The organism is Streptomyces polyrhachis (assembly GCF_042663125.1).
In the GTDB taxonomy this organism is placed as follows: domain Bacteria; phylum Actinomycetota; class Actinomycetes; order Streptomycetales; family Streptomycetaceae; genus Streptomyces; species Streptomyces polyrhachii.
The window spans coordinates 206,770-227,149 of the sequence record NZ_JBHSZO010000003.1 but is presented as its reverse complement, the minus strand read 5'-3'; the positions used below and the strand labels follow the sequence as shown (position 1 = coordinate 227,149).

The window sequence follows — 20,380 nt, the reverse complement described above, 5'->3', positions numbered from 1 at the left end:
CGGGGCGGGGGGTTGCTTCGGTTGGTGTGTGGTGGGGTTGCGGTGCTCCGCGTCGGTGGGGGGTGGGGGGTGGGGTGGGGTTCGGTTCGTCTGGGGTGAAGGCGTCGCCGTAGTTTTCGGCTGGGTGGGTCGGGGGCCCGACGTGGTCTGCGGGGGGTACGTCCTTCTTGGCCAGGTGGGCGTTGCCCAGGGTCACCGCGTCGTCGAACTCGTCCTGGAACGTGGGGCGTTGGCGTGGGGTCATCCTGCCGCTCCCGGCGGCGTCGTTCCGTCGGACTCCGCCGACCAACGGGCTGCCAGTTCCGTGCACTTGCGGACCGCTTCCGCCACCGCCTGTTCGCCGCCGCCCGCCTGCGCGGCCTGCGCGGCCTGCGCGGCCGCGTAGCCGACCAGGAACGTCGTCAGTGGTGCCGCCGGACGTGCCACCCCGTGTGCCACGTCGCGTGCCAGGTCCAGCAACGCTCCCTTGTCCACGTCCAGTTCGATACCCAGCTCGTTCGCCGCCGCCGTCATCCACTCGTCCAGCACGGTCCCACGCTCCCTGATCCTCGCTCGGGCAATGGCCAGATCCTCCCAGGTGTCGCAGTCGAAGGCGCTCGATCCGGCCGCCACCCGGTGCAGCCGCAGCCCCTCCGTCAGCTTCCGCAGCGGCAGTCCGGCCAGCTCGCCGTACTCCCGCACCAACCGGTCCAGCCCCCGCCGCAACGCCTCCGTGCGATACGCCGCCACCAGCGGCTGGTCCCGGCCACCCGCGTCCCTGAGCAGCGCCCCGTCCGCATCCCCGATCGCAGCCACCAGTCCCGCCACCGTCTCCGCCGCCAGGAACGGCAGGTCGGCCGAGAGTACGACCACGATCTCGGCCTGTATTCCTAGGTGGGGTGCCGTCGTCGGTTCTGTTGCTGGTCCTGTTGCTGGTCCTGTTGCTGGTCCTGTTGTCGGTCCCGTCATCGGTTCTGTTGTCGGCTCTGTTGTCAGTCCCGCTGCCAGCGCCGCTACCGGGCCGCCGCCCGGAGGGTCCTCTCGGGCGAACAGCACCTTCCTGCCCGTCTCGCGCGGTGGTCCCACGACCACCACCGTTCTGGCGTTGCGGCACGCTGACAGCACTCGTTCCAGCAGTGGGCGGCCTCCCACCGACAGGCCCGGCTTGTCCGCGCCCCCCAGCCTGCCCGCCCGCCCCCCGGCGAGGACCACCGCGTCGTACGGCATCGCAGGGAGTTCCTCGTCATACGGTGCCTCGCCGTGCGGCATCTCGTCGTGGGACGTCTCGTTATGGGGCGCTGCGTCGTCGTCCTGCGACACTGCTGCGTTGTCCTGGGCCTTGAGCACAGTCGCCAGTATGCGCGCGCCGGTCCTCCCCTCCGGAGGTGCGCGCGCCTCCGGTACCGTCGACGTCATGGTCTTCGGTTCACATGTGCCCACTGTCCGCGTCGGCGACCTCAGCGACGGCGACTTCCTGCTCGATGTCCGGGAGGACGACGAGTGGCAGGCCGGCCACGCTGACGGTGCGCTGCACATCCCGATGAGCGAGTTCGTCGCCCGCTACGGCGAGCTGACCGAGGCCGCCCCGCAGGACGGCCGCATCAACGTCATCTGCCGCTCCGGCGGACGTTCCGCCCAGGTCACGATGTACCTCGGCCAGCAGGGCCTGGACGCCGTCAACGTCGCCGGCGGCATGGAGGCCTGGGCCGCCACGGGCCGCCCGGTCGTCACCGCCGACGGCGCTCCGGGCACGGTGGCCTGACAGGTCAGCACCAGCCGCCACCGCTCACCGCTCAGCGGTCGAAGTCCAGCTCCACCCGTTCCGTCGCCGGGTGCGACTGGCAGGCCAGGACATAGCCCGCCTCCAACTCGTCCGGCTCCAGTGCGAAGTTGCGCTCCATCCGCACCTCGCCCTCGACCAGGAACGCCCTGCACGTCCCGCAGACGCCTCCCTTGCACGCGTACGGCGCGTCCGAGCGGTTGCGCAGGACCGCCTCCAGCAGCGTCTCCCCCGGTCGCACCTCCCAGTTGCCGGAGCGGCCGTCGAGCGTCGCCGTGACCGACGCCTGGTCGGGCGTGCGGTCGGCCGACGGTGCCACGGGGGGCGGCGCTGAGCCGTCGTCCACGTGGAATATCTCCTGGTGGATACGGCGGCGTGCGACCCCCAGCGTCCGCAGCGCCCGCTCGGCTCCCTGCACCAGTCCGTAGGGGCCGCAGAGGAACCAGCCGTCGACGGCCGCCACCGTGTCCGGCAGCAGCGCGGGCAGCAGGCGCTCCAGGCGCCCTTCGTCCAGCCGTCCCGACTCCAGACCCGCCTGCGTCTCCTCCCGGGAGAGGGTCTGCACCAGTTGGAAGCGCTCCGGCCAGCGGTCCTTCAGGTCCGCGGCCTCCTCCAGGAACATCGTCGACAACGCCGTGCGGTCGCTGCGCACCAGGCAGAAGCGGGCCTGCGGATCGCCGGCGAGCAGCGTCGCGGCTATGGACAGCACCGGTGTGATCCCGCTGCCGCCGACTATCGCGGCGTAGTGCCCACCGGGACGCGGGCGCTCCCGCAGTCCGAAACGCCCGGCCGGAGTCAGCACCTCCAGAACGTCGCCGGCCGTCAACTCCCGGTTCGCGTACGTCGAGAACTCGCCGCCCGCGACCTCCCGCACCCCGACCGTCAGCTCGGCCGGATCGGCGGACTCCGGCGAGCAGATCGAGTACGTCCGCCGCACCCCGCCCCCGTTCCCCCCGGCGCCCCGGCGCCGGATGGCCAGATGCTGCCCGGCGTGGAAGCGGTACGCCTCCCGCAGCTCGGCGGGGACGGCGAAGGTCAGCGCGACGGCGTCCTCCGTCAGCCGCTCCACCCGGACGACGGTGAGCGGGTGGAAGGCGGCCTGCTGGCGGGAGGCCGCCGGTGCGGGCGCCGTCATGTCAGCTCCTTGAAGTGGTCGAACGGCTCCCGGCAGTCCTCGCAGCGGCGCAGGGCCTTGCAGGCTGTGGAGGAGAAGCGGGAGAGGAGGGTGGTGTGCGGGGAGTCGCAGCGCGGGCAGCGCACCGCTTCGGGCGTCGCCGCTCCCGGCTGTGCGGGGGCCGCGTCGGTGGCCGTGCGGGTGGGGCCCAGGCCCACCGCGACCGGGCCGTGCTCGCGGGTCGGCCGCGGGGGCGCTATGCCGAACTCCCGGAGTTTGCGGCGGCCTTCGGCCGTGATGTCGTCGGTCGTCCAGGCCGGCTCCAGCACCAGGCGGACCCGCACCCGGGCCACGTCCCCGTGCTCGATCAGCGCGCGCTCTATGTCCGCGGACATCGCCTCGACCGCCGGGCAGCCGGTGTAGGTGGGGGTCAGCTCGACCTCCACCCGCCCCGGCGCGTACACGTGCACTCCGCGCACCACGCCCAGCTCGGCGAGGCTGAGCACGGGCAGCTCCGGGTCCAGAACCCCTCCGGCCAGCTTCAGCAGTTCCGCTTCGAGGGAACCTTCCAGAGGCTCGTCGCTCTCCTCCAGAGGCTCTTCAGAGAGTTCTTCGGAGGGCTCTTCAGAGAACTCTTCAGAGGGCTGCTCAAAAGGCTGCTCCGGAAGTTCTGGCAGGTCCTGATGCTCCGGGAGGGCTTCCTGCACCGTGCCGATGTCCGGCTTGCTCGTCACCATGACGCCCCCGGGTGGCTGCGGTGCAGGTGCTGCATTTCCGCGAGCATCCGGCCGAAGGACTCCGTGTGCAGGCCCTGGCGGCCCGCGCCCGCTGCCCACGCTCCCGTGCGCGGGCCCTCGGGCACGGTCAGCGTGGCGCGCTCCAGCACGTCGGTGACGCGGGCCAGCCACGCCGCCTCCAGCGCCGGCCAGTCCACGACTCCGGCGTCCCCGCTGCCGTCCAGGCCCTCGACGGGCTGGAACATCTCGCCGGTATAGCGCCACAGCGCCTGCAGTCCGCGGGCCATCCGCTCGTGCGACTCGGGAGTGCCGTCGCCCAGGCGCAGGGTCCACTGCTCGGCGTGGTCGCGGTGGTAGGCGACCTCCTTGACCGCCTTGGCCGCCAGCGGACGCAGCGGGCCGTCCCCGGCCGCCAACTGCCCGTACAGCAGCTCCTGGTAGACCGAGAAGTAGAGCTGGCGCGCGATGGTGTGCGCGAAGTCGCCGTTCGGCTGCTCGACCAGTTGGAGGTTGCGGAAGGCGCGCTCCTCGCGCAGGAACGCCAGCTCGTCCTCGTCGCCCACCATCGACAGCAGCAGCCGCGCCTGCCCGAGCAGGTCGAGCCCGATGTTGGCGAGGGCCACCTCCTCCTCCAGCACGGGGGCGTTGCCCGACCACTCGGCGAGCCGGTGGGAGAGGATCAGGGCGTCGTCGCCCAGGGCCAGCACCGCACCCGTAGGGCTCACCGGACTCGGGTTCACAGGACTCGGGCTCACAGGACTCGGGTTCACAGGTTCTTCACCCCGTCCGGCAGTTCGTAGAAGGTCGGGTGGCGGTAGGGCTTGTCGGCGGCCGACTCGAAGAACGGGTCGCGCTCGTCGGGCGAGGAGGCGGTGATCCGCGTGGACGGCACCACCCAGATCGAGACGCCCTCCTGCCGGCGGGTGTAGAGGTCGCGGGCGTTGCGCAGGGCCATCTCCGCGTCGGGGGCGTGCAGGCTGCCGGCGTGCACGTGCGACAGGCCGCGCCTGCTGCGGACGAAGACCTCCCACAGGGGCCAACTCGAACTCATGCCTGCGCCTTTCCGTGCTGGTCGTGTTCTGCGTGCCGGTCGCGCTCGGTGCGCCTGTCGTGTTTTTCGGAGTAGGCCGCCGCCGCCTCGCGCACCCACGCCCCGTCCTCGTGCGCCTGCCGGCGGCGGTTCAACCGCTCCTCGTTGCACGGGCCGTTGCCCCTGAGCACGTCCCAGAACTCGGACCAGTCGATGGCGCCGAAGTCGTGCTGCCCCCGCTCCTCGTTCCACCGGATGTCCGGGTCGGGGAGGGTGAGGCCGAGGATCTCGGCCTGGGGGACGCAGATGTCCACGAAGCGCTGGCGCAGCTCGTCGTTGGAGTGCCGCTTGATCTTCCAGGCCATCGACTGCGCGGAGTGCGTGGACTCGTCGTCCGGCGGGCCGAACATCATCATCGACGGCCACCACCAGCGGTCCACCGCGTCCTGCGCCATCGCGTGCTGCTCGGGCGTGCCCTTGCTGAGGGTGTGCAGCAGCTCGTACCCCTGGCGCTGGTGGAAGGACTCCTCCTTGCAGACCCGCACCATCGCCCGCGCGTACGGACCGTAGGAGCAGCGGCAGATCGGCACCTGGTTGATGATCGCGGCGCCGTCCACGAGCCAGCCGACCGCGCCGACGTCCGCCCAGGTCAGCGTGGGGTAGTTGAAGATCGACGAGTACTTCTGCCGGCCCGTGTGCAGCTTGTCCAGCAGCTCGTCGCGGCTCACGCCGAGCGTCTCGGCCGCGCTGTAGAGGTAGAGGCCGTGGCCGGCCTCGTCCTGCACCTTGGCCATGAGGATCGCCTTGCGGCGCAGGGAGGGGGCGCGGGTGAGCCAGTTCGACTCGGGCTGCATGCCGATGATCTCGGAGTGGGCGTGCTGCGCTATCTGCCGCACCAGCGTGGCCCGGTAGGCGTCGGGCATCCAGTCGCGCGGCTCGATGCGCTCGTCGGCCGCCACCGCCGCGTCGAACGCCTCCTGCGCGTCCCGCGTGCCTGCCTCGCCGATCATCGCCGTCATGGGCGGCCCCCTCGCTGCGTCACTCCCACTGTGTCCGGCCGGATCCCTCGCGCGCCGCACTGCTGACCACGCTGCTGACCGCGCTGCGGGCCGCACCCGGCCGCGGCCCGACCGACCGATCGTTCGGTTCCATGGTCGGCTTCGGGCCGTACCCTGTCAAGGCCGCAGTCCCCACCCTGTGGACAAAGTCCGCGGCTGCCGGGCAGTGCGCCCGGGAGGCCGGGGACGGTAGCGTGCCGAACCGGCCCCTTCCGGGCCGTAGGCCCTGCCCGACCCGCTGCGGGGCGGGCGGGGGGCGCCACCATCCAGTGACACGGGAAGTCGGGCATGGAAGATCGGGAACGGCAGGTCGTCGCCGCAACCGCACCGCACGTGACCGGGGAGACCCGGGAGGCCGACGGGGCGGACATAGCCGACCCCGAGGCCGCGGCAGGTGGGGCCACCGCAGGCGAGGACGCCGGGGAGGCGCGGCTCTCGCCCCTCTCGCGCGCCGTCATATCCGTCGCCCTGGCGGCCGTGACCTTGCTCACAGCGCTGCACCTGGGGACGCTCTTCCTCCACATCGCCCCGCCGAACACGGTGAGCAAGGAGCACCAGGGCCTGATAGCGGACTACGTCTACCCCGAGTTCGAGCAGAACTGGAAGCTCTTCGCCCCCAACCCGCTGCAGACCAACATCCACGTCCAGGTCCGCGCCAGGGTCAACACCGGTGGCGAGCTGACCGACACGGAGTGGATCGACCTCTCCGCCCAGGACGGCGCGGCCATCCGGCACAACCCCTTCCCCAGCCACACCGACCAGAACCAGCTCCGCCGGGCCTGGGAGTACTACCTCAACTCCCACAACGAGAAGAACGAGCCCCTCGGCGAGCGCGGCGGCTTCTCCAAGGCCTACCTCAAGCGGATCGTGCTCCTGCGCCTGGGCCCCGAGCACGACGGCGCCCGGCTCGAGAGCGTCCAGCTGCGCGGTACGTACACCGCGATCCCCCGGCCCCCCTACACCGGCGAGAAGACCGACACCAAGACCACGTACCGCACGCTCCCCTGGTGGCGGGTCACCTCCGGTGACCTGCAGCCCGGCGATCTGCGGCGCTGGGAGGAAGCGGCCAAGTGACCACCACCACCGCCTCCCCGGGCTCCCCGAACCCGCCGGGCTCCCCCGCCTCCTCGCGCGCCACCCCTGCGCGCCGCGTCGAGAACGCCCTCGCCACCGGGATCGCCAAGGTCACCGGCAGCGCGCTGGGCCCGTACCAGACGGCCGTCGTGCGCATCGGCTTCGCGCTGACCTGGCTCGGCTTCCTGCTGCGCGAGTTCCCGCACCGCCACCAGCTCTACGGGCCCGACTCGCCCTGGAGCTGGGAGCTGGCCCAGCGGCAGACCGCGCTGCACGACCCCTTCACGATGCTGCTCTGGTCGCGCCAGGACAGCTGGTTCGAGGTGGTCTACGCGCTGGCCGTGCTCTCCGCCCTCGGGCTGCTGCTGGGCTGGCGGACGCGGACCATGTCGGTGCTCTTCATGCTCGGCGTCTTCTCGTTCATGAACCGCAGCGTCATCGTCGGCGACGGCGGCGACAACGTCGTCCACCTCATGGCCGGCTACCTGGTGCTCACCCGCTGCGGGCAGGTCTGGTCGCTGGACGCGCGCCGACGGCGCCGGCAGGAGTCGGGCGCCGCGCGGCCGGGGCCCGACCTGGTGGGGGTCTGGCTGTGGACCGTGCTGGGCTTCTTCCTGCTGCTGTTCTGCGCGCTGGGCAGGATCGAGTGGTTCTGGACGCTCGGCCCCGTCGCGCACATGCCGGGCTGGGGCTTCGCCCTGTGCACGATCTGGCTCTCCCAGGGGGCCTGGTGGTACGTGCGGGAGCGGCCGGCGGGCGAGCCGCGCGCCGTGCTGGACGCCCTGGCCAACCTCGTGCACAACGCCGGGCTGCTGATCATCGTCGTCCAGGTCTGCTTCATCTACGCCACCGCCGGCTGGTACAAGATCAGCGGCTCGCGCTGGCAGGACGGCACGGCCGTCTACTACCCGCTCAAGCTGGACTACTTCTCCCCCTGGCCCGCGCTGGGCGACGTGCTCGCCGCCAGCGGCACGATGGTGATGATCGTCAGCTACGGCACGGTCATGGTGCAGGTCGCCTTCCCCTTCACCCTCTTCAACCGGCGGCTGAAGAACGCCCTGCTCGCGCTGATGATCGTCGAGCACCTGAGCATCGCGGTGCTGCTCGGGCTGCCCTTCTTCTCGCTGGCGATGATCTCGGCGGACGCGGTCTTCCTGCCGACGGTCTTCCTGGTCTGGGCCGGCGCCCGAATCTCGGCGCTTCCCCGCCGGCTGCTGCGCGGGCGCCGGGCGGAGGCGGAGCCCACGGAGGCGCCCGCCACGGCGGCGGGGGTGATCCCCGCTCCCCGGCAGGGGTCGCCGTCCGCGCCCGTGTCCGCGCCCGTGTCCGCGTCAGAGCCCGAGCCCGAGCCCGAACCCGAGGACGTCCGCACGTCCTGAGCGGTCGGCGGCAGGGGCGAAGATGGACGGATGACCGACTCCCCCGCCCCGCCGCCACCGTCCGGCGGCGACACCGTGCTGCTCGACGGCTTCCACGCCCTCAAGCACGCCCTGCGCTTCGGCGCGGAGGTACGGACCGCGCTCACCACCGACCGCGCGCGGGCGCTGGACCTGGCGGCGGAGCTGGCGCCCGACCTCACCGCGGCGCTGGACGCCCTGCTCACCGAGGCGACCCCCGAGGAGCTGCGCGGGCTCGCCCCCCGGGCGCACCCCACCGAGGTCGCCGCCCTGGCCGTACGGACCCCGCGCCCGGCGAACCTGGCGGCGCTGCACAGCCGCCCGCGCACCGCGCCCGTGGTCGTCCTGGAGGACCCGCGCAACCTGGGCAACATCGGCGCCGTGATCCGCCTGGCCGCCGGCTTCGGCGCGACCGGCGTGGTCACCACCGGCACCGCGGACCCCTGGCACCCGAACGCCGTGCGCGGAGCCGCCGGACTGCACTACGCCACCGCGGTCGAGCGCCTGGACCTCGACGGGCTGCCGCCCGGTCCGCTCTACGCCCTGGACCCGGAGGGCGAGGACATCCGCGCCCTCACCCTCCCCGACGACGCCCTGCTGGCCTTCGGCACCGAACGCCACGGCCTCTCAACCGAGTTGCGCACCCGCGCCGACCACCTGGTGGCGCTCCCGATGCGCCCCCAGGTCTCCAGCTACAACCTGGCCACGAGCGTCGCGATGACGCTCTTCCACTGGGGCGGCCCGCGATAGGTCCTGTACGGAGTTAGGCCGCCCCCGGGTCCGGGCGTCGGGCATCACGCCTGGCGGCGGACCTCGATGATCCGGAAGCGGTTGGCCACGAACGCGCTGTCGCACAGGGCCGCGTTCGCCGCCGGGTTGCCGCCGCTGCCGTGGAAGTCGGAGAAGGCGGCCGTCTGGTTGACGTACACCCCGCCCGTCAGGTTCAGCGAGAGCTGCGCCGCCTCCTGCAGGCAGACCTCCTCCACCGCACGCTCCACCTCCGGCGAGGTGGTGTACGCCCCGACCGTCATCGCGCCCTTCTCCCGCACCGTGCGGCGCAGCAGCTCCAGCGCCTCGGCCGTGGAGTCCACCGCGACCGCGAAGGAGACCGGGCCGAAGCACTCGGAGAGGTAGGCCGCCTCGGCGTCCGGGCCCTCCCAGACCTTCCGCGCGCCGTCCTGCTTGACGATCACCGGCGTACGGACCACGGCGTCGGGGAAGTCGGGGTTGGCCACCTCGCGCGAGGCCAGCGCGACCTCGCCCAGCCCGGCGGCCGCCGCCAGGCGCTCGCGCACCCCGGGGTTGACGACGGCGCCCAGCAGCGCACTGGCGCGGGCGTCGTCGCCGAGCAGCCGGTCCACGGCGGCGGCGAGGTCGGCGACCACCTCGTCGTAGGACTTGTGACCCGCGTCGGTGTCGATGCCGTCGCGCGGGATCAGCAGGTTCTGCGGGGTGGTGCACATCTGGCCGCTGTAGAGGGAGAGGGAGAAGGCGAGGTTCGCCAGCATCGCGGCGTAGGCGTCGGTGGAGTCGACGACCACCGTGTTGACGCCGGCCTTCTCCGTGTAGACCTGCGCCTGGCGGGCGTTGGCCTCCAGCCAGTCACCGAAGGCGGTGGAGCCCGTGTAGTCGATGATGCGGATCTCGGGGCGCAGGGCCAGCGTCTTGGCGATCCCCTCCTCGGGGCGCTCGGCGGCCAGGCAGACCAGGTCCGGGTCGAAGCCCGCCTCGGCGAGGACCTCGCGGGCGATGCGCACGGTCAGCGCCAGCGGCAGCACGGCGCGCGGATGGGGCTTGACGAGCACCGCGTTGCCCGTGGCCAGCGAGGCGAACAGGCCCGGGTAGCCGTTCCACGTGGGGAAGGTGTTGCAGCCGATGACCAGCGCGACGCCGCGCGGCACGGCGGTGAAGGTCTTGCTCAGCTCCAGCGGCTCGCGCTTGCCCTGCGGCTTGGACCAGTCGGCCGCCCGCGGCGTGCGCGTCTGCTCGGCGTAGGCGTACGCCACGGCCTCCAGGCCGCGGTCCTGGGCGTGCGGGCCGCCGGCCTGCAGCGCCATCATGAACGCCTGCCCGGAGGTGTGCATCACCGCGTGCGCGAACTCGTGCGTCCGGGCGCTGATGCGGGCCAGGATCTCCAGGCAGACCAGCGCGCGCAGCTCGGGGCCGGCGTCCCGCCAGGCGGGGATGGCCGCGCGCATGGCGGGGAGCAGCACGTCGGGGTCGGCGTGCGGATACTCGATGCCCAACTCTGGTCCGTAGGGCGAGACTTCACCGGGGGCCGCCCAGCCGTCCGTGCCCGGCTGGTCCAGCTCGAAGCGGGTACGGCGCACCGCCTCGAAGGCGGCCAGGCCCTCGGCGGGGGCGCTCTCCCCGTACGCCTTGGGGTGCTCCGGGTAGGGCGACCAGTAGCCGCGGCTGCCGGCGGCCTCCAGCGCCCGGTCGAGGGTGGGGCGGTGCCGCTCGGTCAGCGTCTCGTGGCTCAGGGCACTCGGCTCGGTCATCATGGGGCCAACTCCTCGTCGAGCTGGAAGGGAAAGTCCGATCGCGGTTAGAGTAACCGAATGATCGGTCGGTTTAAGAGGGGCTGTGGATAAGTGGCAGACGGCGGCAAGCGGGACACGTACACGCCCGAGTCCCTCCTCGCCGTGGCGGTCGAGGTCTTCATCGAGCGCGGCTACGACGGCACGTCGATGGAGCACCTCTCCAAGGCCGCGGGTATCTCCAAGTCCTCCATCTACCACCACGTACGCGGCAAGGAGGAGCTGCTGCACCGCGCGGTCAGCCGCGCCCTCGACGGCCTCTTCGGCGTGCTGGAGGAGCCCGGAGCGTGCGAGGGGCGCGCGGTGGACCGGCTGGAGTACGTCACGCGTCGCAGCACCGAGGTGCTGACGGCCGACCTGCCGTACGTCACGCTGCTGCTGCGGGTGCGGGGCAACACCGCCACCGAGCGGTGGGCGATGGAGCGCCGGCGCGAGTTCGACCAGCGGGTGGCGGAGCTGCTGAAGCAGGCCGCGGCGGACGGCGACATCCGGGCGGACGTGGATCCGAAGCTGGCGACGCGGCTGCTCTTCGGGATGATCAACTCGGTCGCCGAGTGGTACCGCCCCCAGGCGCGCGGCGGCCACCACGGCGCCGAGGTGGCGGACGCCGTGGTGCGGATGGCGTTCGCCGGACTGCGTACGTAGGGCCGGGGCCCGGCTGCGGCCGGATCGTTGCCGGAAGGCGATCCTCCGCCGTTGACCCGGGCCTCCGCTGCCGCCACCATCGCGGTTCATGAGGCGAACGAGGGTGTGCGCGGCGGCGGTTGTGTCCACGGCGGTGCTGATCGCGCTGACCGGCTGCGGCGGGGACAGCGGCTCCCCGAGCGGCTCCACCGGTGGCTCGACGGACAACGCGGCCCCCGCGAGCACCACCCCGGAGCCGGCCCCGGAGAGCTCCGGGCCCAACGACCTCGGCTGCCTCGAAGCCGACCAGCTGGCCGGCTCCACCACCCTGGCGCTCCCCGACGGCATGGAGACCGACGCCTATCTGACGGGCAAGGGCCCGGTCGGCGTCATCTTCTCCCACCAGGTGAACCTCAACGCCTGCTCCTGGGTGCCCCTGGCGGACCAGCTGGCAGCCGACGGCTACCAGGCGCTGGCGATCAACAGCCTCTCCACGGAGGTGGACGAACTCGTCGCGGGCGCGAAGCTGCTGCGCGAGAAGGGCGCGAAGAAGATCGTGCTGATCGGCGCCTCCAAGGGCGGCACGGGCTCCCTCGCCGCCGCCGCGGTGATCGAGCCGCCCGTCTCGGCCGTGGTCTCCCTCTCCGGTCCGGCCGAGTTCGGCGACCTCGACGCCCTCGCGGCGGTGGCGAGGCTGACGATGCCGGTCTACCTGGTCGTGGGCCGTAACGACAGCCGCTTCTTCGAGGACGCCGAGAAGCTGAAGAAGGCGGCCACGCACTCCAGGGACCTGAAGTACGAGGTCATCGAGGGCGCCGAGCACGGCAACTCGCTCCTCGACGAGTACCCGAAGACCTGGGAGAGCGTGCGGGCGTTCATCAAGAAGAGCGCCGGCTGACACCGGTGCGGTGAACGCCCGCCTCCGCGGCGGGCGTTCACCGCCGATCCGTCATACGGCCGCCATACGGCCTACAGGTCCCGCAGCAGCACCCCGGGCTGCTCCACGCAGTCCGCGACATAGCGCAGGAAGCCGCCCGCCGTGCCGCCGTCGCAGACCCGGTGGTCGAAGGTGAACGACAGCTGGACGACCTGGCGCACCGCCAACTCCCCCTCGTGCACCCACGGCTTGGGCACTATTCGGCCGACGCCCAGCATCGCCGCCTCGGGGTGGTTGATGATCGGCGTGGAGCCGTCGACGCCGAACACGCCGTAGTTGTTCAGCGTGAACGTGCCGCCCGTCAGGTCGGCGGGCGTCAGCGCCCCCGCCCGCGCCGCCTCCGTCAGCCGCGCCATCTCCGCGCTGAGCCGCGCGGCGCTCATCGCCTGCGCCCCGCGCACCACCGGCACCACCAATCCCCGGCCCGTCTGCGCCGCGAAGCCCAGGTGGACCTCGGGCAGCCGGACGATCTCGCGGGCCTCGGTGTCCACCGTGGCGTTCAGCTCCGGATAACGGGCCAGCGCGGCCGTGCAGATCCGCGCCAGCAGCCCGAGGACGGAGACCTTCCCCGCAGACCCCGCAGACCCCGCAGCGGCGCCGCCCGCGGCGTTCATCGCCCGGCGCACCGCCATGAACTCGGTCGCGTCCGCGTCCACCCAGGTCGTCGCGTCGGGGATCTCCCGCCTGCTGCGCGAGAGCTTCTCGGCGACGGCCCCGCGGATGCCGCGCAGGGGCACACGCTCGGCGGCCGGGGCAGCGGCCACCGCAGGGACAACAGGAGCCGGCTCAGGCGTACGGGCCGCAGCGGCCCGCTCCACATCGGCGCGCAGGATCAGCCCGCCGGGGCCCGAGCCGCGCACCCGCGCCAGCTCCAGCCCGTGCTGCCGGGCCAGCCGCCGCACCAGCGGCGAGATGACCGCGACCGGACCGGACACCGGCGCCTCGACGGCGACCGGCGCACCGGCCGCGGCGACCTCGCGGGCACCCGCGCCCCCGGAATCAGAGCCGGGACGCCGCGCCCGGCGCCGCCGCCCGCCCGCCGACGTGCTGGTGCCGTACCCCACGAGCACGTTCCCCGAGCCCGCCTCCACCCCATCCTCGGCAGCGGCCTCGGCAGCGGCTCCGGCGGCGCCCTGCGGCGAACCGCCCGCAGCGGATCCCACCGCCACCGTCACCAGCGCGGACCCCACCGGCACCTCGTCCCCGGGCTCCCCGAACCGCGCCGTGACCACGCCGCCGTACGGACAGGGGACCTCGACCATCGCCTTGGCCGTCTCGACCTCCACCACCGGCTGGTCGACGGCGACGACCTCGCCGACCTCCACCAGCCAGCGCACGATCTCCGCCTCGGTCAGCCCCTCACCGAGATCCGGCAGGCTGAACTCCCGCACCTCCGGCATCACTTGCCCCCGTCCGCACTCGGGTCGGTGAACTCCGACTCCCACTGCAGCCGGTCCACCGCGTCCAGGATGCGGTCCACGCCCGGCAGATGGTGCTTCTCCAGCATCGGCGGCGGATACGGGATGTCGAAGCCCGCCACCCGCAGCACCGGCGCCTGCAGATAGTGGAAGCACCGCTCCGTGACCCGGGCCGCGATCTCGCCGCCGGGGCCGCCGAAGCCGGTCGCCTCGTGCACCACGACCGCCCGTCCCGTCCGCCGCACCGAGGCGGCGACCGTCTCGTCGTCGAAGGGGACCAGCGAGCGCAGGTCGACGACCTCCAGCTCCCAGCCCTCGGCCCGCGCCGCCTCGGCGGCCTCCAGGCAGACCGGCACGGAGGGCCCGTACGTGATCAGCGTCGCGGAGGTCCCCGGCCGGCGCACGACGGCCCGGCCCGTGGGGCCCACCGGCTCCACCGGCGCCGGGGCGTCCAGCACGAAGTCGGCCTTCGACCAGTACAGCCGCTTGGGCTCCAGGAAGACCACCGGATCGTCGCAGGCGATGGCCTCGCGCAGCATCCCGTACGCGTCGGCGACCGTGGCCGGGGTGTAGACCCGCAGCCCCGGCGTGGCGATGTAGTACGCCTCGGAGGAGTCGCAGTGGTGCTCCACCCCGCCGATGCCGCCGCCGTAGGGCACCCGGATGGTGAGCGGCAGGGGCATCGCACCCCTCGTCCTGTTGCGCATCCGCGCGACGTGGCTGATCAGCTGCTCGAACGCCGGGTAGGCGAAGGCGTCGAACTGCATCTCGACCACCGGCCGCAGCCCGTACATCGCCATGCCGACCGCCGTGCCGAGGATGCCGGCCTCGGCCAGCGGCGTGTCCGTGCAGCGGTCCTCGCCGAACTCGGTGGTGAGCCCGTCGGTGACCCGGAAGACACCGCCGAGCTGCCCGACGTCCTCGCCGAGCACGTGCACCGAGGGGTCCTCGGCCATGGCGTCGCGCAGGGCGCGGTTGATGGCCTGCGCCATGGTGGCGGGCTTGGCCTGCGCCCCGGCCCGGCGGCCGGACTGAACAGCAGTCCCCATCAGTGCTCCTCCCCAGCAACCGGCCCAGCAGCCGGCCCGTCAGCCGACTCTGCGGCCAGCTCGGCCCGCACCATCGCTTCCTGCTCCCTCAGTTGGGACGTCCGCTCCGCGAAGACGTGCGCGAAGAGATCCGCCGGATCCAGCTCCGCGTCCGCGTTCATCGCGGCCCGCAGCTCCGCCGCCATCTCCTCCGCGGCCTCGCGCGCGGCCTCGATCCCGGCCTCGTCCAGCCAGCCGCGCCCGGTCAGCTCGCGCTCCAGCAGCGCCACCGGGTCGTGGGCGCGCCACGCCTCGACCTCCTCGGCCGAGCGGTAGCGCGTCGCGTCGTCGGCGTTGGTGTGCGCGTCGATCCGGTAGGTGAGGGCCTCGACGAGGGTCGGGCCGCCCCCCGAGCGCGCCCGCTCCACGGCCTCGGTGAGCACCTCGTACACCGCGGCGACGTCGTTGCCGTCGACCAGGCTGCCCGGTATCCCGTAGCCCACGCCCTTGTGGGCCAGGGAGGGGGCGGCGGTCTGCTTGGCCAGCGGGACGGAGATCGCGAAGCCGTTGTTCTGCACCAGGAAGACGACCGGCGCCTGCCAGACCGCGGCGAAGTTCAGCGCCTCGTGGAAGTCGCCCTCGCTCGTCCCCCCGTCGCCGACCAGCGCCAGCGCGACCACGTCGTCGCCCTTCAGCCGGGCGGCGTGGGCCAGCCCGACGGCGTGCGGCAGCTGGGTGGCCAGCGGGGTGCACAGCGGCGCTATGCGGTGCTCACGCGGGTCGTACCCCGTGTGCCAGTCGCCGCGCAGCAGCGTGAGCGCCTGCACGGGGTCCAGGCCGCGGGCGACGGCGGCCAGGGTGTCGCGGTAGGAGGGGAAGAGCCAGTCCTGCTCGCGCAGCACCCGCGCGGCGGCGATCTCGCACGCCTCCTGGCCCGTGGTGGAGGGGTAGACGGCCAGCCTGCCCTGCTTGGTCAGCGCGGTGGCCTGCTGGTTGTACCGGCGGCCGCGCACCAGCTCCCCGTACAGCCCGCGCATCAGCTCCGCGTCCAGCCGCGCCGCGGCCGGCGTGCCCAGCACGCGGTAGGGCTCGGCGTCCGGGAGCAGCGGCGCCGGGTCCCGGGCGGGCTGCCAGCGCGGTGCGGCCGTCTGCGCGGGGCGTGAGGGCTGCTCGGTGACCGTCATGACTTCCACCTCCTTGTGGGGGGCATGAACACAGGCATGAACACACAGAGGGCGCGGCCGGTCGGGCCTGTCCCTCACCTACCGATTGTTCGGTTGCCCGGGCAGTTTGGCTACTCTCGCCGAGAGCCTGTGGACAAACGGTTCTGCACAGCCTGGAATGAGGGCAGTGCGTCCATGTGCGGAAGGCGGAGAGCGTGAGCGACGAACAGATGGCCGCCGACCCCCCGGGCGCCCCCGGCGGCCCGCCCCCGGGCCCCGCGCGCCCGCTGGACGAGGTCGACCACGCCATCCTGCGCATCCTGCGCGCCGACGGCCGCGCCTCGGTGCGCTCGGTCGCCGAGCAGGTGCACGTCTCGCGCGCCAACGCCTACGCCCGCATCAACCGCCTGCTGCACGACGGCGTCATCCGCGGCTTCAGCGCCCGAGTCGACGCCGAACGCGCAGGCCAGGGCACCTCCGCGTACATCACCCTGAAGATCGTCCAAAACAGCTGGCGCTCGGTCCGCGCCCAGCTGGAAAGCCTCCCCGGCGCCACGCACATCGCCCTGGTCGGCGGCGACTTCGACGTCCTGCTCCTGGTCCACACCGCCGACAACCGCGCCCTGCGCGACCTCGTCCTGACCAGGATCCAGGCGATACCGGAGGTCCTCTCCACCCGCACCCTGCTGGTCTTCGAGGAGACGGACCTCCAGGAGGCGTGAGCGTCTCCGTCTCCCCCGTGCGCCGCCCCGCAGCTCGCTAAGCTACGGGCAAGCGCGTCCGTGGCGGATGTGGAAGGAGACAGACAGTGAGCACCCCGCAGCTTCCCTCCGACCAGCCCTCCGAGCTGCTTCCGCGGCCCTCGCGGACCCCCGACGCCCTGCGTCTGGCGCTTGCCCGTATCGCCCCGCACCGGCTGAGCGAGATGGACCGGCAGAAGAACGAGGCGTTCTCCCTCGCCGCGCAGCACAACACCCTCGCGCCCATCCACCAGTGGCTGACGGTGTGGGCCGGCGAGGTGGAGATCGAGCGCCGTCCCGACCTCTTCCAGCGCCGCCGCAGCGCGGAGCAGGCGTGCCAGTCCCTCGACCGCACCGACCCCTCCTGGCGGGTTGCCATGGACGAGGTCCTCTCCGTCGTCAACGAAGCACGGGCAGCGGCTGCGTGACCTGGACCTGGGAGTACGACCCCAGCGAGGAGCACGTCGTTCACGGCGCCCCTCTCGCGCTGGTCGCCGAGGTGGAGCGGAAAGCCGACGAACTGGTGCGCGCCGCCGCGGCACTCCACCTCCACGGCTCGGCGGACACCGGCCACTCACCCGGCGGCGGCACGGCGCTGGTGCCCGGCGGAATGTTCGAGTACCAGGTCATTCCACGCCACGAGCGGGTCTACGTCATGCAGATCACGGGCTGGTGAACCGGGGCGCCGTCCGCCCTCCCTCCCCGGTGTCAGTCCGCGCTCAGCTCCGCCAGCTCCACCTCCCGGCGCGCCACCCGCGCCATCAGCTCCTCCGCGACCTCCTCGATGAGGCGGTCCGGGTCGTCGGGGGCCAGCAGCAGCATCTGGCCGATCGCCGACTCCTCCAGCTCCTTGGCCTGCGCGGCCAGGTCCTCCTTGCGCGCCGCCAGCCACTCCAGCCGCGCGTACAGCTCCTCCGCGCGCGTCAGCTCCGGCAGTACGGGCGCCGGGCCCGCCTCCCACTCCGCCGTCAGCGCGCGCAGCGCCGCCTCGTCGCCGATCGCGTACGCCTGGTTGACCCGGATGAGGAACTCCGAGCGCCGGTCGCGCTCGGTCTCGTCCTGCACCAGGTCCGGGTGCGCCCGGCGGGCCAGCTCCCGGTAGAGCCGCCGGCACGTCTCGCTCGGCCGGACGCGCTCGGGCGTACGGGCGGACTGGTCGGTGAGCATCGCCGCGGCCTCGGGGGTGATCCCGTCGTCCGTCATCCAGCCGCCGAACAGCTCCTCCACCCCCGGTATCGGCATCACCAGCGAGCGCAGGTCCTGCGCCTTGGCGATGTCGTCCGGGTCACCGCTGCGCGCCGCGACCGCCTCCGCGATCAGCGCGTCCAGCTCGTCGAGCCGCGTGTAGACGGGGCCGAGGCGCTGGTGGTGCAGCCGGGAGAAGTTGTCCACCTCGATCCGGAAGGTGTCCACCGCGATCTCGTACTCGATCAGGGCGTCCTCGGCCGCGCGCACCGCGCGCTCCAGCCGCTCCACGCCCGTGTTGCCCACACTGCTCGCTTCAGTCACCGGGCCAGGGTAGGCCAAGGGCCGCGGACGGTGCGCCCGCGGCCCCTGGCACGCTTCCCGGTCGACCGGCTGCCCGGTTACCGCCCCTGCGGTGGCGTCACCAGGACGCTCACCTGTTCGCCGGGCTTCAGCTCCTGCCCGGCCTGCGGAGCGCTCGCCTGGACGATCCAGTCCTCGCCCGGCTGCTTCGAGGGGTCGAGGCTACGGACCTCGCCCAGCGCCAGCTGCGACTGCTGGAGCATCGTCCGCGCCGTGGCCACGTTCTGGCCGACCAGCGGCGGCACCAGGACCTTCTGCTCCTTCTCCGCCGCCACGAAGACCGTGATCTGCCGGTCCTTCTTCACCTCGGTCAGCGCCGGCGGATCGGTCCGCGTCACCATGCCCTGCTGCTGCTCGTCGCTCGGCTCCGGCGTCGGCTGGGAGATGGCGGTGAAGCCCTTGGCCTTCAGCGTCTGCACGGCCGTGTTGTAGTCCATGCCCTTGACGTCCGGGACCGCCACCGCGGCGGGAGCCCCCGCCACCGTCAGCGTCACCGTCTTGCCCGGCTCCAGCTTCGTGCCGCCCTCGGGGTCCTGGGCGATGACCTTGCCCGGCTCGACGGTGTCGGAGGGCTCGGTCTTCTCCTTCACCTCGAAGCCGGCGTCCTTCAGCGTGCGCCGGGCCTCCTCGACGGACTGGCCCTTGACGTCGTCCACCTCGACCTTCGCCACCGAGGTGCACCGCACGACCGTGACCGTCGAGCCGTCGTCGACCTTCTCGTCCGGCCCCGGGGACTGCGTCAGGATCGTGTCCTTCTTCTCCGCCGCGCAGGACTTCCCGGGACCCTCGGCGTAGACCAGACCGATGTTCCTGAGCTGCGTCTGCGCGTCGGCCTTCGTCATCTCCAGGACGCGGGGCACGGACACCTTCGTGTCCTTCGGCTTGTTGCTGAACACCGCCTTGCCGATGAAGATCGCCCCCACCAGCACCAGGATCCCCGCGACCACCAGCAGCACCGTCGACATCGTCCCGCTGCGCTGCGGCTGCTGGCGCCGCCGTCCGCCGCCGGGCCCGCCCTCGTCGTAGCCCATCCCGCCGTCGTCGTCGCGCGACGGCGGCAGCATCGAGCCGGACTGGCCGTACGGGGAGCCGCCGCCCACCGCGCCCATCGCCGTGGTCGGGGCGTCGCCGTAGCCGTAGCCGCTCATCACGCCCATCGAGGCGGTCGCGGCGACCGGCTGGCCGTCGAGGCACGCCTCGATGTCGGCGCGCATCTCGTCGGCCGACTGGTAGCGGTAGTCGGGGTCCTTCGTCAGCGCCTTGAGGACGATCGCGTCCATCTCCGGCGTGATCTCCGGGTCGTACACGGACGGGGCGACCGGCTCCTCGCGCACGTGCTGGTACGCCACCGCGACCGGCGAGTCGCCGACGAACGGCGGCCGGTTGGTGAGGAGTTCGTAGAGCAGGCAGCCGGTGGAGTAGAGGTCCGAGCGGGCGTCGACCTGCTCGCCCTTGGCCTGCTCCGGCGAGAGGTACTGCGCGGTGCCGATCACGGCCGAGGTCTGGGTCATGGTCATGCCGGAGTCGCCCATGGCGCGCGCGATGCCGAAGTCCATCACCTTGACCTGGCCGGTGCGCGTCAACATGATGTTCGCCGGCTTGATGTCGCGGTGGACGATCTGGCTGCGGTGGCTGTACTCCAGCGCCTGCAGGATCCCGACGCACATCTCCATGGCCCGCTCGGGCAGCAGCCGCCGCCCGGAGTGCAGCAGCTCACGCAGGGTGGAGCCGTCCACGTACTCCATCACGATGTACGGGATGGAGACCCCGTCGATGTAGTCCTCGCCGGTGTCGTAGACGGCGACGATCGCGGGGTGGTTCAGCGAGGCCGCGGACTGCGCCTCGCGGCGGAAGCGGGCCTGGAACGAGGGGTCCCTGGCCAGGTCCGCGCGGAGCGTCTTGATGGCGACGGTCCGGCCCAGGCGGGTGTCGTGGGCCAGGTAGACCTCGGCCATGCCGCCGCGGCCGAGCACCTGGCCCAGCTCGTACCGCCCGCCCAGGCGACGCGGCTCATCCATAGCTCTCTCCAGCCCTCTGACTGTGCGCGGCCCGCTGCGGGCCGGTGTAATCGTCCACTTGCGCTGCTCGGCATACCGTACCGGGCAGTTGAGGCGTGAAAGGGCCGGGAAGGTCAGCCGATATCCGACCGGTATCCGATCCTCCGCCAGTCGCCCGGAAGGTCGTCTTCCGGAGCGTGGGGGCGGTCTGCGGGC

The 20,380-nt window shown here is 72.6% G+C and carries 21 protein-coding genes and 1 pseudogene; 9 read left to right on the top strand and 13 right to left on the bottom strand.

The window, feature by feature from the left end; translation table 11 throughout:
- Positions 1-244, bottom strand: a pseudogene (locus ACFQLX_RS03365) (hypothetical protein); the annotation flags it as partial.
- A complete protein-coding gene (locus ACFQLX_RS03360) occupies positions 241-1,248 on the bottom strand; it encodes a DUF6457 domain-containing protein (protein WP_386411733.1) in 1,008 nt (335 codons plus the stop codon). The gene ACFQLX_RS03360 and the pseudogene ACFQLX_RS03365, both read right to left, overlap by 4 nt.
- Positions 1,249-1,411: 163 nt before the next feature.
- On the opposite strand from ACFQLX_RS03360, the gene ACFQLX_RS03355 reads away from it, so the two are divergent.
- Positions 1,412-1,741, top strand: coding sequence for a rhodanese-like domain-containing protein (locus ACFQLX_RS03355; RefSeq protein ID WP_386411731.1), 330 nt, complete (start codon positions 1,412-1,414; stop codon positions 1,739-1,741).
- 31 nt (positions 1,742-1,772) lie between these two features.
- On the opposite strand, the gene ACFQLX_RS03350 is transcribed toward ACFQLX_RS03355, so the two are convergent.
- The 5 genes from ACFQLX_RS03350 to paaA form a co-directional block, all read right to left on the bottom strand.
- Positions 1,773-2,894, bottom strand: coding sequence for a 2Fe-2S iron-sulfur cluster-binding protein (locus ACFQLX_RS03350; RefSeq protein WP_386411712.1), 1,122 nt, complete (start codon positions 2,892-2,894; stop codon positions 1,773-1,775).
- Complete coding sequence (gene paaD, locus ACFQLX_RS03345) at positions 2,891-3,445, bottom strand: 1,2-phenylacetyl-CoA epoxidase subunit PaaD (protein WP_386411729.1); 555 nt, start codon at positions 3,443-3,445, stop codon at positions 2,891-2,893. The genes ACFQLX_RS03350 and paaD overlap by 4 nt, the downstream gene beginning before the upstream one ends.
- Before the next feature lie 158 nt (positions 3,446-3,603).
- Complete coding sequence (paaC, locus tag ACFQLX_RS03340) at positions 3,604-4,335, bottom strand: 1,2-phenylacetyl-CoA epoxidase subunit PaaC (RefSeq protein ID WP_386411710.1); 732 nt, start codon at positions 4,333-4,335, stop codon at positions 3,604-3,606.
- Positions 4,336-4,376: 41 nt separating this feature from the next.
- Positions 4,377-4,661: a 1,2-phenylacetyl-CoA epoxidase subunit PaaB gene (gene paaB / locus ACFQLX_RS03335; protein ID WP_386411708.1), complete on the bottom strand. Its 285-nt coding sequence runs from the start codon at positions 4,659-4,661 to the stop codon at positions 4,377-4,379.
- Positions 4,658-5,659, bottom strand: a complete 1,002-nt coding sequence (gene paaA / locus ACFQLX_RS03330) for a 1,2-phenylacetyl-CoA epoxidase subunit PaaA (protein WP_386411706.1) — start codon at positions 5,657-5,659, stop codon at positions 4,658-4,660. The genes paaB and paaA overlap by 4 nt, the downstream gene beginning before the upstream one ends.
- A gap of 327 nt (positions 5,660-5,986) precedes the next feature.
- Here paaA and ACFQLX_RS03325 point away from each other — a divergent pair, with 327 nt between their 5' ends.
- From ACFQLX_RS03325 to ACFQLX_RS03315, 3 genes are read left to right on the top strand one after another with little or no spacing between them, the layout of a single operon-like run.
- Positions 5,987-6,772, top strand: coding sequence for a DUF5819 family protein (locus ACFQLX_RS03325; RefSeq protein ID WP_386411704.1), 786 nt, complete (start codon positions 5,987-5,989; stop codon positions 6,770-6,772).
- Positions 6,769-8,151, top strand: a complete 1,383-nt coding sequence (locus ACFQLX_RS03320; protein WP_386411702.1) for an HTTM domain-containing protein — start codon at positions 6,769-6,771, stop codon at positions 8,149-8,151. Before ACFQLX_RS03325 ends, ACFQLX_RS03320 begins: the two co-directional genes overlap by 4 nt.
- Positions 8,152-8,181: 30 nt before the next feature.
- The gene (locus tag ACFQLX_RS03315) at positions 8,182-8,919 is read left to right on the top strand and encodes a TrmH family RNA methyltransferase (protein ID WP_386411700.1); all 738 of its coding nucleotides are present in this window, start codon (positions 8,182-8,184) and stop codon (positions 8,917-8,919) included.
- Between the two features lie 44 nt (positions 8,920-8,963).
- Here ACFQLX_RS03315 and paaN read toward each other — a convergent pair whose 3' ends face one another.
- Positions 8,964-10,673 carry a phenylacetic acid degradation protein PaaN gene (paaN, locus tag ACFQLX_RS03310; RefSeq protein WP_386411698.1) on the bottom strand — a complete coding sequence of 570 codons (1,710 nt, stop codon included), beginning with the start codon at positions 10,671-10,673 and terminating at the stop codon, positions 8,964-8,966.
- Between the two features lie 90 nt (positions 10,674-10,763).
- Here paaN and ACFQLX_RS03305 point away from each other — a divergent pair, with 90 nt between their 5' ends.
- Entirely contained in the window at positions 10,764-11,354 is a 591-nt protein-coding gene (locus ACFQLX_RS03305; RefSeq protein WP_386411696.1) for a TetR/AcrR family transcriptional regulator, read from the top strand.
- 88 nt (positions 11,355-11,442) lie between these two features.
- Positions 11,443-12,231 carry an alpha/beta hydrolase family protein gene (locus ACFQLX_RS03300; protein ID WP_386411694.1) on the top strand — a complete coding sequence of 263 codons (789 nt, stop codon included), beginning with the start codon at positions 11,443-11,445 and terminating at the stop codon, positions 12,229-12,231.
- Between the two features lie 71 nt (positions 12,232-12,302).
- Here ACFQLX_RS03300 and ACFQLX_RS03295 read toward each other — a convergent pair whose 3' ends face one another.
- The 3 genes from ACFQLX_RS03295 to pdhA are packed head-to-tail and all read right to left on the bottom strand — an operon-like array spanning position 12,303 to position 15,900.
- Positions 12,303-13,670: a dihydrolipoamide acetyltransferase family protein gene (locus tag ACFQLX_RS03295; protein WP_386411692.1), complete on the bottom strand. Its 1,368-nt coding sequence runs from the start codon at positions 13,668-13,670 to the stop codon at positions 12,303-12,305.
- Positions 13,670-14,737 carry an alpha-ketoacid dehydrogenase subunit beta gene (locus ACFQLX_RS03290; RefSeq protein WP_386411690.1) on the bottom strand — a complete coding sequence of 356 codons (1,068 nt, stop codon included), beginning with the start codon at positions 14,735-14,737 and terminating at the stop codon, positions 13,670-13,672. The genes ACFQLX_RS03295 and ACFQLX_RS03290 overlap by 1 nt, the downstream gene beginning before the upstream one ends.
- The gene (gene pdhA, locus ACFQLX_RS03285) at positions 14,737-15,900 is read right to left on the bottom strand and encodes a pyruvate dehydrogenase (acetyl-transferring) E1 component subunit alpha (RefSeq protein ID WP_386411688.1); all 1,164 of its coding nucleotides are present in this window, start codon (positions 15,898-15,900) and stop codon (positions 14,737-14,739) included. Before pdhA ends, ACFQLX_RS03290 begins: the two co-directional genes overlap by 1 nt.
- A 194-nt stretch (positions 15,901-16,094) precedes the next feature.
- On the opposite strand from pdhA, the gene ACFQLX_RS03280 reads away from it, so the two are divergent.
- The 3 genes from ACFQLX_RS03280 to ACFQLX_RS03270 all read left to right on the top strand — a co-directional run bounded on the left by ACFQLX_RS03280 (position 16,095) and on the right by ACFQLX_RS03270 (position 17,295).
- On the top strand, positions 16,095-16,601 hold the full coding sequence (locus tag ACFQLX_RS03280) for an Lrp/AsnC family transcriptional regulator (RefSeq protein WP_386411686.1): 507 nt from the start codon (positions 16,095-16,097) through the stop codon (positions 16,599-16,601).
- Positions 16,602-16,687: 86 nt separating this feature from the next.
- Positions 16,688-17,047 (top strand): hypothetical protein, encoded by a 360-nt coding sequence (locus tag ACFQLX_RS03275; protein WP_386411684.1) that lies wholly within the window; start codon positions 16,688-16,690, stop codon positions 17,045-17,047.
- Positions 17,044-17,295 carry a hypothetical protein gene (locus ACFQLX_RS03270; RefSeq protein WP_386411682.1) on the top strand — a complete coding sequence of 84 codons (252 nt, stop codon included), beginning with the start codon at positions 17,044-17,046 and terminating at the stop codon, positions 17,293-17,295. The genes ACFQLX_RS03275 and ACFQLX_RS03270 overlap by 4 nt, the downstream gene beginning before the upstream one ends.
- Positions 17,296-17,327: 32 nt before the next feature.
- On the opposite strand, the gene ACFQLX_RS03265 is transcribed toward ACFQLX_RS03270, so the two are convergent.
- Positions 17,328-18,146, bottom strand: coding sequence for a J domain-containing protein (locus ACFQLX_RS03265; protein ID WP_386411680.1), 819 nt, complete (start codon positions 18,144-18,146; stop codon positions 17,328-17,330).
- Between the two features lie 59 nt (positions 18,147-18,205).
- Complete coding sequence (gene pknB, locus ACFQLX_RS03260) at positions 18,206-20,185, bottom strand: Stk1 family PASTA domain-containing Ser/Thr kinase (RefSeq protein WP_386411678.1); 1,980 nt, start codon at positions 20,183-20,185, stop codon at positions 18,206-18,208.
- Positions 20,186-20,380: the final 195 nt, after the last annotated feature.

Coding starts and splice junctions, on each gene's coding strand:
- ACFQLX_RS03360 (WP_386411733.1), bottom strand. CDS start 1,248: ATGCCGCACGGCGAGGCACCGTATGACGAGGAACTCCCTGCGATGCCG.
- ACFQLX_RS03350 (WP_386411712.1), bottom strand. CDS start 2,894: ATGACGGCGCCCGCACCGGCGGCCTCCCGCCAGCAGGCCGCCTTCCAC.
- paaB (WP_386411708.1), bottom strand. CDS start 4,661: ATGAGTTCGAGTTGGCCCCTGTGGGAGGTCTTCGTCCGCAGCAGGCGC.
- paaA (WP_386411706.1), bottom strand. CDS start 5,659: ATGACGGCGATGATCGGCGAGGCAGGCACGCGGGACGCGCAGGAGGCG.
- ACFQLX_RS03325 (WP_386411704.1), top strand. CDS start 5,987: ATGGAAGATCGGGAACGGCAGGTCGTCGCCGCAACCGCACCGCACGTG.
- ACFQLX_RS03315 (WP_386411700.1), top strand. CDS start 8,182: ATGACCGACTCCCCCGCCCCGCCGCCACCGTCCGGCGGCGACACCGTG.
- paaN (WP_386411698.1), bottom strand. CDS start 10,673: ATGATGACCGAGCCGAGTGCCCTGAGCCACGAGACGCTGACCGAGCGG.
- ACFQLX_RS03300 (WP_386411694.1), top strand. CDS start 11,443: ATGAGGCGAACGAGGGTGTGCGCGGCGGCGGTTGTGTCCACGGCGGTG.
- ACFQLX_RS03295 (WP_386411692.1), bottom strand. CDS start 13,670: ATGCCGGAGGTGCGGGAGTTCAGCCTGCCGGATCTCGGTGAGGGGCTG.
- ACFQLX_RS03290 (WP_386411690.1), bottom strand. CDS start 14,737: ATGGGGACTGCTGTTCAGTCCGGCCGCCGGGCCGGGGCGCAGGCCAAG.
- pdhA (WP_386411688.1), bottom strand. CDS start 15,900: ATGACGGTCACCGAGCAGCCCTCACGCCCCGCGCAGACGGCCGCACCG.
- pknB (WP_386411678.1), bottom strand. CDS start 20,185: ATGGATGAGCCGCGTCGCCTGGGCGGGCGGTACGAGCTGGGCCAGGTG.